Below are 15,041 nucleotides of genomic sequence, written 5' to 3'. Positions count from 1 at the left end.
GTCCTTCCGTTTCGCCGTACGGGTGGTCAGGCCAGGTTGGCGCCGCCGTCGACGAGCAACGTCTGTCCGTTGATCCACTGTCCGTCGTCGGAGAGCAGGAAGGCGACGGCCGCGGCGATGTCCTCCGGCGTGCCGAGCCGGGGCGAACGCGCCCGGCCGAGGTGGTACTCGACCTGGGCCGGGTCGGTGGCCGCCCGGCCCGCGGCGGTGAGGACCATCCCGGGCGCCACCGAATTGCACCTGACGCCGTGCTTGCCGCCGACGGTGGCGGTGTGCCGGGTCAGGCCGGTGAGACCCGCCTTGGCCGCCTGGTACGCCACTCGTACGGGCTCGCCCATCCACACCGCGGCCGACATGGTGTTGACGATCGCACCTCCGCCCCGCTCGATCATCACCGGCAGCGCGTGGCGGATCCCGTACATGTAACCGGACAGCGTGACGTCGATCGTGTGCTGCCACACGTCGAAGGGGACGGTGAGTACGTCGCCGTCGCGACCCAGATTGCCCGCCGACAGGTCGGCGGCCACGTTGAACAGGGAGTCGACGCCGCCGAACTCCTTTCCGGCGAAGGCGATCAGCTCGGCGAACGACGCCTCGTCGCTGATGTCGACACCGTGGGCTCTGACGGAGGCACCACCGGCGCCGAGTTCGTCGGCGACCGCCCGCGCCGCTCCTTCGTTGAGGTCGCCGACGACGACGCGCGCGCCTTCGTCGACGAGCCGTCGAGCCGTCACGGCACCGATGTTTCCGGGCGCGGCGCCCGCGATCACTGCAACTTTGCCACTGAGGCCTCGCATGGGATCTTCCTCTCTCCGCACAGCTTGCGTGGATTTCTGTTTCTGGTGGTACGGCTGGACGAGCCGGAACGGCTCACACAGCACCGCGATCCGGTGGCCACCCGTGTCGCCGGGTGTCCCGAACGGTGGGGCTCAGGGCGCGAAGCCGCCGTCGACTTTGACCACCGAGCCGGTGATGTACGACGCGTCCGGACCGCACAGCAGGGCGGCGGCCCGTCCTATCGCCTCCGGATCGGCGATCCTGCGCAGCGGTATCCGGCTGACGAAGTCGGCCGCCTGCTCCGGGTAGGCCGTCTCGAACGACTGCCACGCCGCCGTCGCGGCCACCGGCATCAACCCCAGCACGCGAATACCGGAAGGCCCCCACTCGCAGGCCGCCGTCCGGGTGAGCGCGGCGAGCGCCTGCTTCGCTGCCGCATAGGCGCCGAAACCCTCCATGTCCCAGCGGATTCCGACCCCGGAGACCAGATTGATGACGACTCCGCCGTCCAGCAGCAAGGGGTGGCAGGCCCGCATGAGGGCCAACGCCGCCATCGGACCGCTGCGCCAGGCCCGTTCGAACGCCGCGGGGTCGGCGTCGAGCAGCGGTCCGGCCGAGATGTCCTGTGCGTTGTTGACCAGGATGTCGACGGTGCCGTAGACGTCGCACGCCCGCCGCACCAGGGTGTCGACGGTGTCCTGCTCGGTGATGTCGCCGCGATGCCAGTCCGCGGTGCCCTTCTCGGCCCGGATGGACTCGACCACCGCGCACAGTGTGGACTCGGTGCGGCCGGCCACGAGGACCGCCGCCCCCTGCTGGGCGAGGGCGCGCGCGATCCCGCGCCCTATTCCCTGGCCCCCGCCGGTGACGATCGCCGTCTTGCCGGCAAGTGTCCTGCTCATTGGCGTCACACGTTCCCTCACTGATCAGCGGCTCTGGGGAATCTGCTCGGTGCGGCGACTCGGCAGCCCTCGGGCAGGACTCATCGGAGCGCCGCCCAGGGCGGTACCGGATGAAGAATTGTATTAATTATATGTATGGTAACGAGTGGCGGTGGTCGTCACAAGAGTCGTGTCGTCGTTCGTCCGCCGTGAGCGTGCGGTCGCGTCCGATTGTGGTGGTGGACCCTCTTCTGCTCGTCGGTGGCGGTAGCTATTATGCTTATGATTAGAACACTTGGCAGCCGCTGAGTGGCGCCGCGGTCGAGAGGAACTCCGCATGTCCGAGAGCCACGAGTCCGGTAGGAAGCTTGCCGATCCCGGCGAAACTCCGCTCGTCACCGACGCTGTCGACGTGGTGGGAGAGCTCTACCGGGCGTTCCACACCGCCGACCGGGACACGATCGTCGCCACCGTCACGCGGTACTTCGACGCGGAGGTTGTCCTGACAGAACCCGACGCGATGCCCTGGGGAGGGGTCTACCAGGGCATCGACGTCGTCCTGCCGATGATCGCGGCCTTCGCCGACCCCGGCGGCCCGATGCCGCCCGAAAAGATTCAGGTCGACCAGCTCTTCGTGCAGTCCGTCGCCGACGGCGCAGACGAGCAGGTCGTCGCGGCCGTCTCGTTTCCGTTCCAGGGCAAGGAGACGGTGGTCCCGATGCGCGCCCTGGAGTGGTTCACCGTGCGTGCCGGAAAGATCGTCGAGATCAAGATCTTCCAGTGCGAGACCGTCGAGGCGCTCGCCGCGCTCGACGGAGAACTCGCCGCGGACGCGACCTGACCGAAGGGCCGAAGGAAAGAGCGTCCTCCATGTCCGAACCAGTGATCTACGCGCGGGACGGCGCCACGGCGGTCATCACCCTGAATCGCCCCGAAGTCTCCAACGCCGTCGACCTCGCCACGTCCCAGGCCTTCGACCGGGCCATATCGGCGGCCACGTCTGATTCCGGCGTGCGCACCGTGCTGGTGCGGGGGGCCGGGGCCCGGTTCTGCGCGGGCGGTGACGTCGCCGCGATGGCGGCGCAGGAGCGGCCGTCCGAGTACGTGGGCCTGCTCGCCGAACACTTCGGCCGCGTTCTGCTGAGGCTCTCACGCATCGAGCAGCCCGTCGTCTGCGCGGTCCAGGGCGCTGTGGCCGGCGCCGGCCTGGCGTTGGCCCTGAGCGCCGACCTGGTCGTGGCCGCGCGCGGCACCAAGTTCCTGATGGCTTACGGAGGGGTCGGCCTCACCCCCGACTGCGGTGTGTCCCATCTGCTGCCACGGGCTATTGGGCAGCAGCGCGCTCTCGAACTCGCGCTGACGAACCGCGTCATCACCGCCTCGACAGCCCTGGACTGGGGGCTGGTGGGTCAAGTGGTCGACGAGGAGGCGCTACCGAGGGCGGCGAGCGAACTGGTCGCCGCCCTCGGTGCCGGTTCGGCCTTCGCCCATGGCCAGGCCAAGCGGCTGATCCGCTCGTCCTGGGAGGCGCCTCGTGAGCAGGGGATCGACGACGAGGCCGCGACCATCGTCCTGGCCGCGGATACCGCCCACGCCCGTACGAAGATCGGCGGCTTCATCCGGCGCGACACCGCGTGAGTCCGGTGGCCGGACCGCTACCGCCTTATTATGCGTATGATAATACTTTTAGAAAGGGTCAGGCATGCCCGGCGAAGTCATCGACGTACCCGGCCACTACAACGGCCGACGGCTCAAGGGATTCTCCGAACAGGGCGGGGGAAAGAGCCACGGCCGCACCAGCGGGCCGCCCCTCGAAGACCTCCAGCACTTCGCGAACCTGCCGCAGGTGTGGGGGAGACCGGTCGTGGTGACGTTCGACGCACTCGACACCTGTGACGACACCGCGCTGTACTCGATGGAGGCGCTCGAATTGATCATCAAGACAGTCGGTGCTGACCGGGCATCCGGCCCCGCGGACGACGGGATCGACCGGATACTCGGCGACGCGACCCTCGACACCCTCCCGCGGAAGCGGACCAACCTGATCAAGGCCGGTGGACTCTCATGAGCGCGGAGACGCTCGACATCGAACAGGTCGAGGCGGACGAGGCCGCTCTCATCCGCCTCGTGGGGGACTTCGGCCGCAAATCCGTCGCACCGCGCGTGCGCGAGTACGACGCCGCCGAGAGCCTGCCGCGTGACCTGCTGGCCCAGATGGGCGACCTCGGCTTCTTCGGAGGGATCGTTCCCGTCGAGTGGGGAGGTCTGGGACTCGACTACCTGACGTTCAGCCGGGTGATCGAGGCGATCTCCCGTTACGACCACTGTCTGGGCGTGCTCATGAGCATGCCCTCCGCACTCGTCGGCGCGGGGCTGCTCCAGTTCGGCGACACCGCGCAGAAGGAGCGCTGGCTCAGGCCGCTGGCCGAGGGGCGGATCTTCGGCGCGGCCGGTGTCACCGAACCCCGCTCCGGCAGCGATGTGGCGGGCACGGACACCCACTACCGCCGGGACGGCGACGGCTTCGTGCTGTCCGGCGCGAAGGCGTGGATCACCAATCTGGACATCGCGTCGTTCTACGTCACCTTCGCCACCTCTGACAAGTCGAAAGGCGCGCACGGCATCTCCGCCTTCATCATCCCGGCAGACACCCCGGGCGTGGAGGTGCGGCCCTACAAGGACAAGCTCGGATTCCGGCCCCTGTGCACCGGTGAACTCGTCTTCAAGGACGTCCGGCTGGGACGCGACGCACTGCTCGGCGAGGAGGGCGCGGGATACGCGGTGGCGATGACCGCCGTCGAACGGGGCCGGCTCGCCGTCGCCTCCCGCGCGGTCGGACTGGCTCAGGCGTCCCTGGACGCCTCTGTCTCCTACGCCAAGGACCGCGTCGTCTTCAGCCGGCCCATCGCCGAATTCCAGATGGTGCAGAAGAAGATCAGCGACATGGCCGTCAACATCAAAGCGGCCCGACTGCTCACGGAGGACAGCGCGCGGGCGCTCCAAGCAGGCCGACGAGCGCGCACGGAGACCAGTATGGCCAAGATGTTCGCGAGCGACATCGCCCAGCAGGCCGCGACCGAGGCGGTCCAGATCCACGGGGCGAACGGCGTCTCGCCGGAGTTCCCCGTGGCCCGGCTCTACCGTGACGCCAAGGTGTTCCAAATCGTCGAAGGCGCCAACGACATCCACCGACTGCTCATCGCGCGTGATCTTCTCGGCACCTCATCCCGCCGGGCCGCCCGGTGACAGGCGGGCGGGCCGCACCGGCGGCCGTCCAGGAGTCCACCGGCCGGTTCGCGGCGAGGGCCGGCGGCCGCCACACCGTACTCGGCGACCTGTCGGCCCGTCAGGTGCTCGCGCCCCTCGGTCTTCCCTTCATCGGCATCAGCACGGTGACCACTGAGGACGAGGCGACCCGCGCGGCTGCCCGGTACGGCCGTCCGGTCGCCATCAAGCTCTTGTCCGATGTGCTCGTGCACAAGACCGAAGCCGGTCTGGTACGCCTTGGCGTCGCACCGGCGGACGCCGCCGCGACGTACCGGGACCTGTGGAAGACCGGCGCCGACCTCGGCGTCGACGACGCCGTCGTCGTGGTCCAGCCGATGGCGCCGGACGGCGTCGACCTGTTCGTCGGCTGTGATCGGGATCCCACCTTCGGGCCGCTGCTGCTCGTCGGACTGGGCGGAACCACCGTCGAACTGTTCCGGGACGTCGCCCGCTGGGCCGGCCGGGTCACGCCGGTCGAGGTGGAGCGGATGATGCGGTCGCTGGCCGCCTACCCGCTGCTCAACGGCTTCCGCGGCGGTCCGCGCTACGACCTGTCCCGGTTCGCCGAAATCGTCTCCACCGTCGCGGACTTCGCTGTCGAGACTCCGCTGCTCCAGGAGTTGGACCTCAACCCGGTCCGGATCCTGCCCAACGGCGAATGCGTCATCCTCGACGCCCGCGCGAGCAGCACCGGTGAAGCGGCCACCACCGGGCAACGGCTGGGAAGCAGGAGACCGGTGGCCCCGCCGGGAGCCCCGCCCCGCGATCTCGACCCCCTTTTCAGCCCCCGCTCCGTCGCGGTGATCGGCGCCTCACGCGACGCGTCGCGTCCCGGCGGCCGCGTCATCCGCTACCTGCGTGAACATCACTACGGCGGGACCGTCTACCCGGTCAACCCGGCGGTCCGGGACATCGCCGGAATCCGGGCCTGGCCGACGCTCGCCTCCCTGCCCGAGACTCCCGACCTGGTCTGCGTCGCGCTCCCCGCGGACAGCGCGATCACCGCGGTGGCCGAATGCGCGGCCCAGGGCGTTCCCGCCGTCATCCTGTTCGCTTCCGGATTCGGCGAGAGCGGCGCGGCAGGCGCCCCCCGCGACGAACGGCTGCGCGAGGCCCTGGCCGGATCCGGCACCGTGCTGTGCGGGCCCAACACGATAGGCGTCGTCAGTCCCGACAACGCACTCGTTGCCACGTTCAGCCAAGGGCTGGACGGTGTCAGGCTCACCAGCAGCGGCGTCGGCGTCATCTCCCAGAGCGGCGCCGTCGCGGGCAGCCTGATCAGCCGTGAACTGGCCCGCGGTTACGGCATCGGTGACTGGGTCACCGTCGGCAATCAGATGGACCTCGACGTCGCCGACTACATCGAATACCTCGCCACCCGATCCGGCAGCAAGGCGATAGCCCTGTTCCTCGAAGGCGTGACCGACGGAACCCGGTTCCGGACCGCGCTCCGCACCGCCGCCGAGGCTGGTGTGCCCGTCGTCGCGTACAAGACCGGACTCACCGAGGTTGGCAGCCGGGCCGTCACCGCGCACTCCGGCGCGCTCGCCGGCAGTGCCGAGGCGTACCGCGCGGTGCTCGCCCAGGAAGGCGTCGTCCAGGTCGAGGAGATGACGGCGCTGCTGGAGGTGAGTTGGCTGCTCGCCACCGCGCCGCCACCGGTCGGCGACCGGATCGCCGTGGTCTCGACCTCGGGCGGCGCCGGAAGCGCCGCCGCGGACCTGATCGACCAGCACGGCCTGACGCTCGCCACTTTCTCCAACGGTGTCACGACCGAACTCGGCGCGGTGCTCCCAGACTTCGCGCAGGTCAGCAACCCCCTCGACATCACAGCCCAGGGCGCGTTCGCGCCCGGCGTGCTGCGCGAGACTCTGCGACTGCTCGGGGAAGACCCGGGTGTCGACGCGATCTGTGTGGTGCTCACGAGCATCGCCGGCGGGGAAGCGGTGCGTGTCGCATCGGAGATCCGCGACGCGACGGCCGCGACCGGCAAAGCGGTCGTGGTGACCTGGCTGATCGACCCGTCGCTGGCCGACAAGGGGCTGGGCGTGCTGGCGGCCGGCCGCGTACGGACCTTCGACGAGCCTGCCCGCATGGTTTCGGCCCTCGCCCACTTGGTGCGTCGCGGGCGGCACAGCACGTGCGCGGGGCCGGAGCGGGAGACGCCCGGATGACCGCCTGCCGATGTCCCGCCCTGCCCCGGAACCGGAGGTCGGCGAACACGGGGCAGGGCAGGTTCTGGCCATCGGCGAAGGGACGACATTTTTCTGTCGTATCATGAGCATAGTAATTTCGCGATGCGTGGAGCGCGGGCATCCGCTGAACGCGAACCGGCCGGGAGGACCGTGCGGCGTGAGCCGCACGGTCCTCCGTGGCACGCCGAGGAGAGGGATCGAACATGATCGAGGGCGATGGACTCGGGCGACCGTCACGCCCTGCGCGCCCGGCTCGCGCGCGGAAGGCGGCAGTCGTGGTCGCTCGTTCGATCGTCGATGAGATCACCGATCGGGGATACGCGCCGGGAACGAAACTTCCGCCTGAGAGGGACATGGTCGAGCGCTACGGTGTCGGCCGCGGGACCCTGCGCGAGTCCTTGCGCTTTCTGGAGCTCACTGGGGTGATCGTCATGCGGGCCGGCCCCGGGGGCGGGCCGATCGTCGCGGCTCCCGACGCCCAGGACTTCGCCGGGCTGCTCGGTCTCTTCCTGCAGCTGAACCCGACTCCTTTTGGTGCTGTCATCCAGGCGCGTCAGGTGCTTGAGCCCGCGATCGCAGGCCTCGCCGCGCGGAACGCGACTCCGGAACTGCTTCAGGTGCTCGCGGACAACATCGAGAGTATGGAGCGCTTCATCGATGACGAGCAGAGCTTCCTCATCGACAACGACCAGTTCCACGAGGCCGTCGCGACCGCGGCTGGAAACCCGCTGTTCTCTCTGCTGACCGCCTCACTGCACCGGATCACCGACGGTATGACGCTCGGCGTGGACTACCCGCTGTCCCGACGCAAGGCGGTGCTCGCGGCACACCGCAGAATCTACGAGGCGGTGGAGCGCCGCGACGCCGAGGCCGCCGAGGCCGCGATGTATCAACACATGGACGAGTTCCGTAAGTACGTCAAGAAGACTTTCCCGAAGGTGCAGGATCGCTTCCTGCGATGGACCGACATCGCACCCTGAACCATGACTTCCCGGCAGGCTTCCCCGAACTCCGGTGATCCATGGCGGAGTTGCTTCCTGATGGAGAGCGCCGGCGTGGCAGATGCGTCCTGTCGTGCGCATCTGTACGGCCGCCCGCAGGACTCCGCAGACCCGCTCACGCGTCACCGGACTCCAGCCAGGCCAGCGCGGCCACGACCAGGGCCGAGGTACCGGTGTCCAGCGTGGGCTGGATCACCGGGGCGAAAGCCGGCGAATGGTTGACCGGGATGTCCTGGTTGACCGTGCCCTTGCGCTCGGCCTCCGCATAGCGGTCCGGGTCGATGCCCCCGATGGCCCAGTAGCAGAACGGTGTGCCCAGCGCCTGAGGGATCTCGCTGAAGTCCTCGCTGGCGGTCTGCAGGTCGACGGTGCCCGCTGACTCACCGAAGTGGGCGCGGAACGCCTTGTCCAGCCGCTCGGCGACATCGGCGTCGTTGCGGGTGGGAGGGAACTCGGACAGCTTCTCGATGCTTGGTTCCTTCGGGGCTCCGGACGCCTCGGACTCGGCACGGACACAGCGTTCGATGGCGTCGAGGACGTATGTGCGGGTGGTGCCGTCGTAACTGCGCACGTTGAGTTCGAGGACGGCGGAGTCCGGGATGACATTGGGGCTCGATCCGGCCGTGATACTGCCGATGGTCAGTACGGCCGGCGTGGTGGGGGACAGCTCGCGGGACACGACGGTCTGCAGACGTACGACACACATCGCGGCGAGCACCACGGGATCGACGGCGGCCTGCGGCATCGAGCCGTGGGCACCGCGTCCGTACAGGGTGATCCGCAGGCTGTCGGCGGCACTGAGGAACGCGCCGGGCCGCACTCCGACGTAACCGGCCGGGTAGGGCAGCACATGCTGGGCGAAGGCGACGTCCGGGCGAGGGATCCCGTCCGCCAGTCCGTCGGAGAGCATCGCGTCCGCGCCGTCGCCGTTCTCCTCGGAGGGCTGGAAGAGCACCACCAGGGTGCCCTGCCACACGTCCTGGGCCCCGGCCATCAGGCGGGCGAAGCCCAGCATGCAGGCGACGTGGACGTCGTGGCCGCAGGCATGCATGACCGGGACCTCGTTACCGGACCGGTCGGTTGCGGTCACGGTCGAGGCGTAGGGCAGACCGGTGATCTCCTTCACCGGCAGCGCGTCCATGTCGGCCCGGAGCAGCACGGTGGGTCCATCGCCGCGTTCCAGGACGCCGATGACTCCGGTGCCGCCGATTCCATCGGTCACCTGGTAGCCCCACTCACGCAGCCGTTCGGCCACCCGCGCGGACGTCCGGGTCTCGGACAGCCCAAGTTCGGGGTGCGCGTGCAGGTCCCGGTAGAAGTCCTCGACCTGAGTCCTGATCCCGTCCAGACCCTCCAGGACCCTGTCAGCTGCGGCGGTCATGCGATGACTCCTCGTCAGGTCGATCGGAGGTCCGCTTGCTCTTCGAACGGACGCGTACCTTGCGTACGGCTCTGGACGGCTCCAACGGAAGGCCGCCGGGGAGGGACCAGCCACGCCGGTCGGCCACCAAGCGCAGCAGCACCGCGCCGAGTACGCCGCAGACGATCCCGATGGTGGGCACGCCCAGGCGGGCACACAGGATGTACAGGCCCGATACCACGACGGCGAGCGTCGCGTAGAGACCGTTGCCTCCCAGCACAGCCGGTACCCGGCGGAGCAGCAAGTCACGGACCGCACCGCCGCCTACGGCCGTCACGGTGCCCAGCAGCACGGCAGGCAGCCAGCCCAGACCGGCGGCCAGTGTCTTCTGCGCGCCGGCGATGGACCAGAAGCCCAAGACGGCCGCGTCCAACCAGGTGAACAGGCGGTTCCACTGCTCCTCGCCCACGGCGACGAGAAAGACCAGGAAGGCACCGGCGAAGGCGGTGGGCAAGTAGGCGGGGTCGGTCAGCGCCACCGGGGTACCGCGCTGGAGCAGCGTGTCGCGAATGATGCCGCCGCCGAGGCCGGAGACCGTGCCGACGACCAGGTAGCCGAAGAGGTCGAGTCCCTCGGCTCGGGCGACCACGCCGCCGAGCAGGCCGCAGATGAGCACGCCGGCCAGGTCGAGGTACCCGGTGACCGTGTTGACTTCCGCCGGTGACAGCCATGAGGCCATGCATTCTCCCGAATGGTTCGCATCGACGGTCCGCAGCCCGCAGCCCGCAGTCCGCAACCCGTCGGCGTCACCGTGCCGTCGTCACCGGTCGACGTCTTCGCGGCCGGGCAGCAGCCGTGGGCAGCCGGGATGTCCGACTGTGAACTCCACCCTGCCCGCCGGGCGATGGGTTGCCAATTTGGCACCTCGCGAGAGCAGCGGTGCCGGCACCGGAGTTCACGACGGTCGGCAGATCCCGGCTGGATGCCGTGCTCCGCCGCGGTGACCGACGGAATCGTCGGCGGCCACCGCGGCGGGGGAGTGGCTGATCAGCCGTCCCAGCGGTCCAAGACCCGCTTCCGCACCTCGGCCGGGAAGCACGCCTACGCCGCCGTCACCCGCCTCGGACCTGGATCCACGATCATCCCGAAGGGGCCGCGCCACTCTCCCGCCGGACAGAGCGAACTTCCTTCGGAAGCCAGGCCACCATGCCCTTGAGGGGGCGTTGTCAGCCCGGAGGCACGTGGGCGACAGCGGTGGGGCTGACCCCGGTTTGTGCCGCGGTGAGGCCGAGTACGCAGGCATGAAGGAGACGGGTGAGGGCCGGGCCGAATTCGGTGCCGGCGTGGGCCAGACGGTCGTCTTCCTCGTAGAGCGCCGCGAGGGTGGGGGGCGGATGGGCGATCTGCCACAGGGACTGCGCGAGGGCCATGGACGTGGTGACGAGGTCGCGGGCGGCGCCAGGGCCGAGGTCGGGGAAAGCGCTGGTGATGGATCCGGCGATGTCCCTGGCCGCCGCCAGAGCGCTGAGCTTGAAGGCACGGACCACATCGGCGGACACGCCCCGTTCCAGGCTCAGCGGGGCATGGGCGAGCAGATCACAGAACAGCGGCCGCTCGCTGAGTGAGTCCGCCAGGACAGCCGCCAACCCGAAGGGAGTAACGGACGCCTCGGTGTCGAGCCGCAGGCGGAGCGCCTGGGCCCACTCCTGCCAGCCCTCCTCCGCGAGCCGCAGGAAGATCTCCTCGCGTGATTCGAAGTACCTGCGCACAGCGGACACATGAACACCCGCGGTGTTGGCGATCTCCGTCAAGGTGACCGTCCGGACGCCCCCGGCGTGGGCCAGTTGCCGGGCAGCGTCGAGGAGGCCGTCTGCGCGCTGCTGCTTGCGCTCGGGGCTGCGGGCTCGCCGAAAGCCCTGCTGACTGGTCTCCACGGAACCACTCTACCCCGCCTAACGCACGTGCCATGCGTTAGGCGGGGTGCATCTGGTGCGCGGCCGCCTCTCGACTGGCGTAAGGCAAGGTGGTTGCGTTACTGTTTACACAAGTCGATTGCGTAATTTGCGGACGATCATCATCCGCTTTACTGAAGGAGAACGACATGTCCGAGCAGGTCTGGTTCATCACCGGCGCCTCCCGAGGACTGGGCAATGCCATCGCGATGGAGGCCCTGGCCGCAGGTAAGCGCGTCGCCGCCACCGCGCGCCGCCCCGAAACCCTGTCGGGGCTCGTCGACGAGTACGGCGAGCAGGTGCTGCCCCTCACACTCGACGTCACCGACCAGGCGCAGGCCGAGGACGCCGTTCAGCGCACGGTCGAACACTTCGGACGGCTCGACGTCGTCGTGAACAACGCCGGCTACGCCGACATCTCACCCGTCGAAGAGACCACGATGGAAGCGTTCCGGGCCCAGGTCGAGGCCGTCTTCTTCGGCACCGTCCTGGTCACCAAGGCCGCGCTGCCGTTCCTGCGGCGACAGGGCAGCGGCCACATCATCCAGGTCGCCTCCGTCGGCGGGCGGATCACCGCTCCAGGTCTGGCCGCCTACCAGAGCGCCAAGCACGCCGTCGAAGGCTTCTCCGGAGTACTCGCCCAGGAGACCGGACCCCTGGGCATCAAGGTGACCGTGGTCGAGCCGGGCGGGATGCGCACCGACTGGGCCGGCTCCTCCATGGAGATCGCACCCTTCGACGACGCCTACCGGCCCACTGTCGGCGCGCAGGCCGACCGGTTGCGGGCCACCAGCGGCAAGGAGCCCATCGACCCGGCCAAGGCCGCCCGCGCCCTTATCGCCATCGCCGAGCAGGACGACCCGCCGCTCCACCTCCTCCTGGGCAGCGACGCCTACCACTACGCCACCGCCGCCCTGGAGAAGACCGGCGCCGAGGACCGCAAGTGGGCCCACATCAGCACCTCCGTCGACTACGACGACGTCACCGCCTGATCACCCGCCGCCGGTCCCCAGCACCTGACGGGCGACCGGTGCTAAGGAGCATCATGAATCTCACCGACCAGTTCACCGGAAAGACGGCCCTCGTCAGTGGCGCGGGCACCGGCATGGGGGCCGCAACCGCACAACTGCTGGCCGAGCGCGGCGCCAATACTGTCCTCATCGGCCGCCGCGCGCAGCCCCTCGACGAAGTAGCCGAGACAATCCAGAAGGCCGGCGGCCAGGCACTCACGGTCCCCACGGACGTCTCCGACCCCCAAGCGCTCCAGGACGCCGTGGACCGCGCCGTCGAACGGTTCGGCGCCCTGCACTTCGCGGTCAACAATGCCGGTGTGCCCAGCGAGAGCGCCGACATCCCGGACATGCCGCTCGAACTGTGGGCCGACACACTGGCCGTCAATCTCTCGGCCATCTTCTACGCTCTCCGGGCCGAACTGCCCGCCATCGCCGCCTCGGGCGGCGGCGCGGTCGTGAACGTGTCCAGTGTCTTCGCCGACCGCGCGCTGCCCACCCGGGCCGCGTACACTGCCTCCAAACACGGCATCCGCGGCCTGACCCGAACCGCCGCCGCCGACTGGGCCGCCCGGGGCATCCGTATCAACGAACTCCAGCCGGGTGTCATACAGACGCCCATGCTCGATCCGGACTCCGAGGAGATCGCGGCGCAGATCCCCGCCCGCCGCATCGGCGGACCACGTGAGATAGCCACCGCCGTCGCGTTCCTCCTGTCCGACGAAGCCTCCTACGTCACCGGCGCGCACCTTGCCGTCGACGGAGGTTTTCTCGCCTGACGCGGTCCCCGGAGCGGACCGTGACCCGGTGGTCGGAGCGGACCAGGTTCAGCTACTGCCCACGTCCGAAACGAGTGCGCGCGTCCCGGTTCTACCTCCTCACCTCCGGCCAGTCCGGCTGGTACAAGAACCAGGCCATGTACAACCGCACCGCCGACAACCGCACCGCCGACCTCGCCGGCGGACTCAGCGAGGCACGTGACAAGTACGGCTACCGCAACGGCGAGAAGAAGTGGACGCCGCTGCAGCCCTTCGCCGACAACACGACCTACAGCAGCCAGGTCGGCGGCGTGTGGAGCCTGGGCACCAAGGACAAGCCCGTCCATCTCTTCAACGGCAGCCGCTGGGTCGTCAACGATCTTGAGAACTCGACCACCATCTGGCTTCCGCTGACGATCGACGACGACGCCAAGGGGCTCGGCGCAGCCACCGGTAAGCAGGTGCTGATCGGCAAGGACAAGGAGGGGGTCGAGGTCAAGGCGCCTTCCTACGCGCCGGCGCCGGGCAAGGTCACGGTGAAGTACTCCGAGAAGGTCAGCATCAGCCTGGACAAGGGCACCGTCGCCGCCGAGGACAGCACCGAGGAGGCCGTTCGCATCAGCACCGCCGAGGGTGACCTGGGCAACGTGGACCCCGACAATCACACACCGCGCGTGATCTTCTTCCAGAAGCCCGGCGAGTTCTACCAGTGCGACAAGTTCGACCCCAACGGCACCTCGGGCGACACCGACTGGGTGACCTGCCCGGACGGCCCGCTGGAGAAGCAGGGGATCTCCAGGCGCTACGACATCGGCCAGGCGTTCAACGGGCTCGACTCGGACATGGAGACCTGGGACGGCACCGAGCAGACGTACAAGGGCCGCAACAACAAGTTCTACGTCACTGTGGACCTCGGCCAGCAGCGTGACCTGACGAACATCGCCATGTCGTTCAAGTCCGTGAGCGGGTCCGACAACGCCCACCGATACACGATCCTGGGGTCCAACGACAATAAGACCTGGACCACGATCGTCAACAACAACCAGAACAACTTCCCCGGCTTCCAGGCTCACGACGTCACCGGGGAGAAGTACCGCTACGTCAAGCTGCAGAACAACGACAGCTTGGACATGATCCACAACAAGGGGGCCGAATGGGCCCGTGGCCTCAACGAGCTGACGATCAAGGCGAACAAGCTGATCCCGCTGAACGTCTCCAAGCTTGAGCCGGCCGTTGAGCAGGCGACCACGCTCTCGACGATGACCGACACCTTCACCAAGGAGAGCCTCACGGTTCTCAAGAAGAAGCTCAAGCCTGCCAAGGAACTGCTCGACGCCCTGAAGAAGGAGGGCCAGAACACGAAGCACACGCAGGCCGAGGTCGACAAGGGCGCGACCCAACTCGTCAAGGCCATCAAGGGCTTGCAGGGTGTCGGCGCCGACGTGAAGGTCGACTTCACCCAACTCGCCCAGGCGATCGGCAACGCCGAGACCAAGGCGGACAAGTCCCACCAGGATGCCAGGACATCCGCCAACTCTCCTCGGAGTGCCGTCGAGGGCAAGAAGGTTCTCGCCGCAGTTGACGAACCGGACACGACACAAACACGAGTCGATGCAGCCGCCAAGACCAGGCAGGCGTCGAAGCTCAAGGCGAAGGACTACACGCAGCAGTCGTGGGAGGCATTCCGCGAGACGCTCGGCACCGCCAGGAGCGTCGCCGGTGAACCCAAGACGCAGCAGCAGGTGGTAGGGGCCCTCAACGACCTCAACATGAAGGCGGGGGACCTCGTTCCTGGCGCCCGACGTTAGCCGCGCGCAACAAGGCGGACCGAGGTCGGCCC

14 protein-coding genes are annotated in these 15,041 nt (G+C 68.7%); 9 read left to right on the top strand and 5 right to left on the bottom strand.

The window, feature by feature from the left end:
* Positions 1–26: 26 nt before the first annotated feature.
* Positions 27–797: an SDR family NAD(P)-dependent oxidoreductase gene (locus ACFT9I_RS34480; RefSeq protein WP_382571053.1), complete on the bottom strand. Its 771-nt coding sequence runs from the start codon at positions 795–797 to the stop codon at positions 27–29.
* A 132-nt stretch (positions 798–929) separates the two neighbouring features.
* Positions 930–1,679: an SDR family NAD(P)-dependent oxidoreductase gene (locus ACFT9I_RS34475; RefSeq protein ID WP_382571051.1), complete on the bottom strand. Its 750-nt coding sequence runs from the start codon at positions 1,677–1,679 to the stop codon at positions 930–932.
* A gap of 316 nt (positions 1,680–1,995) precedes the next feature.
* Between ACFT9I_RS34475 and ACFT9I_RS34470 the strand changes: the two genes are divergently transcribed.
* From ACFT9I_RS34470 to ACFT9I_RS34445, 6 genes are all read left to right on the top strand, one after another.
* The gene (locus tag ACFT9I_RS34470; RefSeq protein WP_382571049.1) at positions 1,996–2,499 is read left to right on the top strand and encodes a nuclear transport factor 2 family protein; all 504 of its coding nucleotides are present in this window, start codon (positions 1,996–1,998) and stop codon (positions 2,497–2,499) included.
* A 29-nt stretch (positions 2,500–2,528) separates the two neighbouring features.
* Positions 2,529–3,296, top strand: a complete 768-nt coding sequence (locus ACFT9I_RS34465; protein ID WP_382571047.1) for an enoyl-CoA hydratase/isomerase family protein — start codon at positions 2,529–2,531, stop codon at positions 3,294–3,296.
* 64 nt (positions 3,297–3,360) lie between these two features.
* Positions 3,361–3,726 (top strand): hypothetical protein, encoded by a 366-nt coding sequence (locus tag ACFT9I_RS34460; RefSeq protein WP_382571045.1) that lies wholly within the window; start codon positions 3,361–3,363, stop codon positions 3,724–3,726.
* Positions 3,723–4,904, top strand: coding sequence for an acyl-CoA dehydrogenase family protein (locus ACFT9I_RS34455; RefSeq protein WP_382571043.1), 1,182 nt, complete (start codon positions 3,723–3,725; stop codon positions 4,902–4,904). The genes ACFT9I_RS34460 and ACFT9I_RS34455 overlap by 4 nt, the downstream gene beginning before the upstream one ends.
* The gene (locus ACFT9I_RS34450) at positions 4,901–7,099 is read left to right on the top strand and encodes an acetate--CoA ligase family protein (RefSeq protein WP_382571041.1); all 2,199 of its coding nucleotides are present in this window, start codon (positions 4,901–4,903) and stop codon (positions 7,097–7,099) included. Before ACFT9I_RS34455 ends, ACFT9I_RS34450 begins: the two co-directional genes overlap by 4 nt.
* Before the next feature lie 296 nt (positions 7,100–7,395).
* Positions 7,396–8,100 carry a FadR/GntR family transcriptional regulator gene (locus ACFT9I_RS34445; protein ID WP_382571039.1) on the top strand — a complete coding sequence of 235 codons (705 nt, stop codon included), beginning with the start codon at positions 7,396–7,398 and terminating at the stop codon, positions 8,098–8,100.
* Positions 8,101–8,236: 136 nt separating this feature from the next.
* Here the strand turns inward: ACFT9I_RS34445 and ACFT9I_RS34440 are convergent, their stop codons facing one another.
* The 3 genes from ACFT9I_RS34440 to ACFT9I_RS34430 all read right to left on the bottom strand — a co-directional run bounded on the left by ACFT9I_RS34440 (position 8,237) and on the right by ACFT9I_RS34430 (position 11,415).
* Positions 8,237–9,502, bottom strand: coding sequence for an amidohydrolase (locus tag ACFT9I_RS34440; protein WP_382571038.1), 1,266 nt, complete (start codon positions 9,500–9,502; stop codon positions 8,237–8,239).
* The gene (locus ACFT9I_RS34435; protein WP_382571036.1) at positions 9,486–10,220 is read right to left on the bottom strand and encodes a trimeric intracellular cation channel family protein; all 735 of its coding nucleotides are present in this window, start codon (positions 10,218–10,220) and stop codon (positions 9,486–9,488) included. Before ACFT9I_RS34435 ends, ACFT9I_RS34440 begins: the two co-directional genes overlap by 17 nt.
* 487 nt (positions 10,221–10,707) lie before the next feature.
* Positions 10,708–11,415, bottom strand: a complete 708-nt coding sequence (locus ACFT9I_RS34430) for a TetR/AcrR family transcriptional regulator (RefSeq protein ID WP_382571034.1) — start codon at positions 11,413–11,415, stop codon at positions 10,708–10,710.
* A gap of 167 nt (positions 11,416–11,582) precedes the next feature.
* Between ACFT9I_RS34430 and ACFT9I_RS34425 the strand changes: the two genes are divergently transcribed.
* Genes ACFT9I_RS34425 through ACFT9I_RS34415 form a run of 3 tightly spaced genes read left to right on the top strand, consistent with a single transcriptional unit; the run spans position 11,583 to position 15,009 of the window.
* A complete protein-coding gene (locus ACFT9I_RS34425; protein ID WP_382571033.1) occupies positions 11,583–12,425 on the top strand; it encodes an oxidoreductase in 843 nt (280 codons plus the stop codon).
* A gap of 53 nt (positions 12,426–12,478) precedes the next feature.
* Positions 12,479–13,222: an SDR family NAD(P)-dependent oxidoreductase gene (locus ACFT9I_RS34420; protein ID WP_382571031.1), complete on the top strand. Its 744-nt coding sequence runs from the start codon at positions 12,479–12,481 to the stop codon at positions 13,220–13,222.
* 20 nt (positions 13,223–13,242) lie between these two features.
* Positions 13,243–15,009 (top strand): discoidin domain-containing protein, encoded by a 1,767-nt coding sequence (locus ACFT9I_RS34415; RefSeq protein WP_382571029.1) that lies wholly within the window; start codon positions 13,243–13,245, stop codon positions 15,007–15,009.
* Positions 15,010–15,041: the final 32 nt, after the last annotated feature.

This window comes from Streptomyces sp. NPDC057137, assembly GCF_042670825.1.
Taxonomy (GTDB): domain Bacteria; phylum Actinomycetota; class Actinomycetes; order Streptomycetales; family Streptomycetaceae; genus Streptomyces.
The sequence above is the reverse complement of the archived record's forward strand: the minus strand, read 5'-3'. Positions and strand labels throughout refer to the sequence as shown.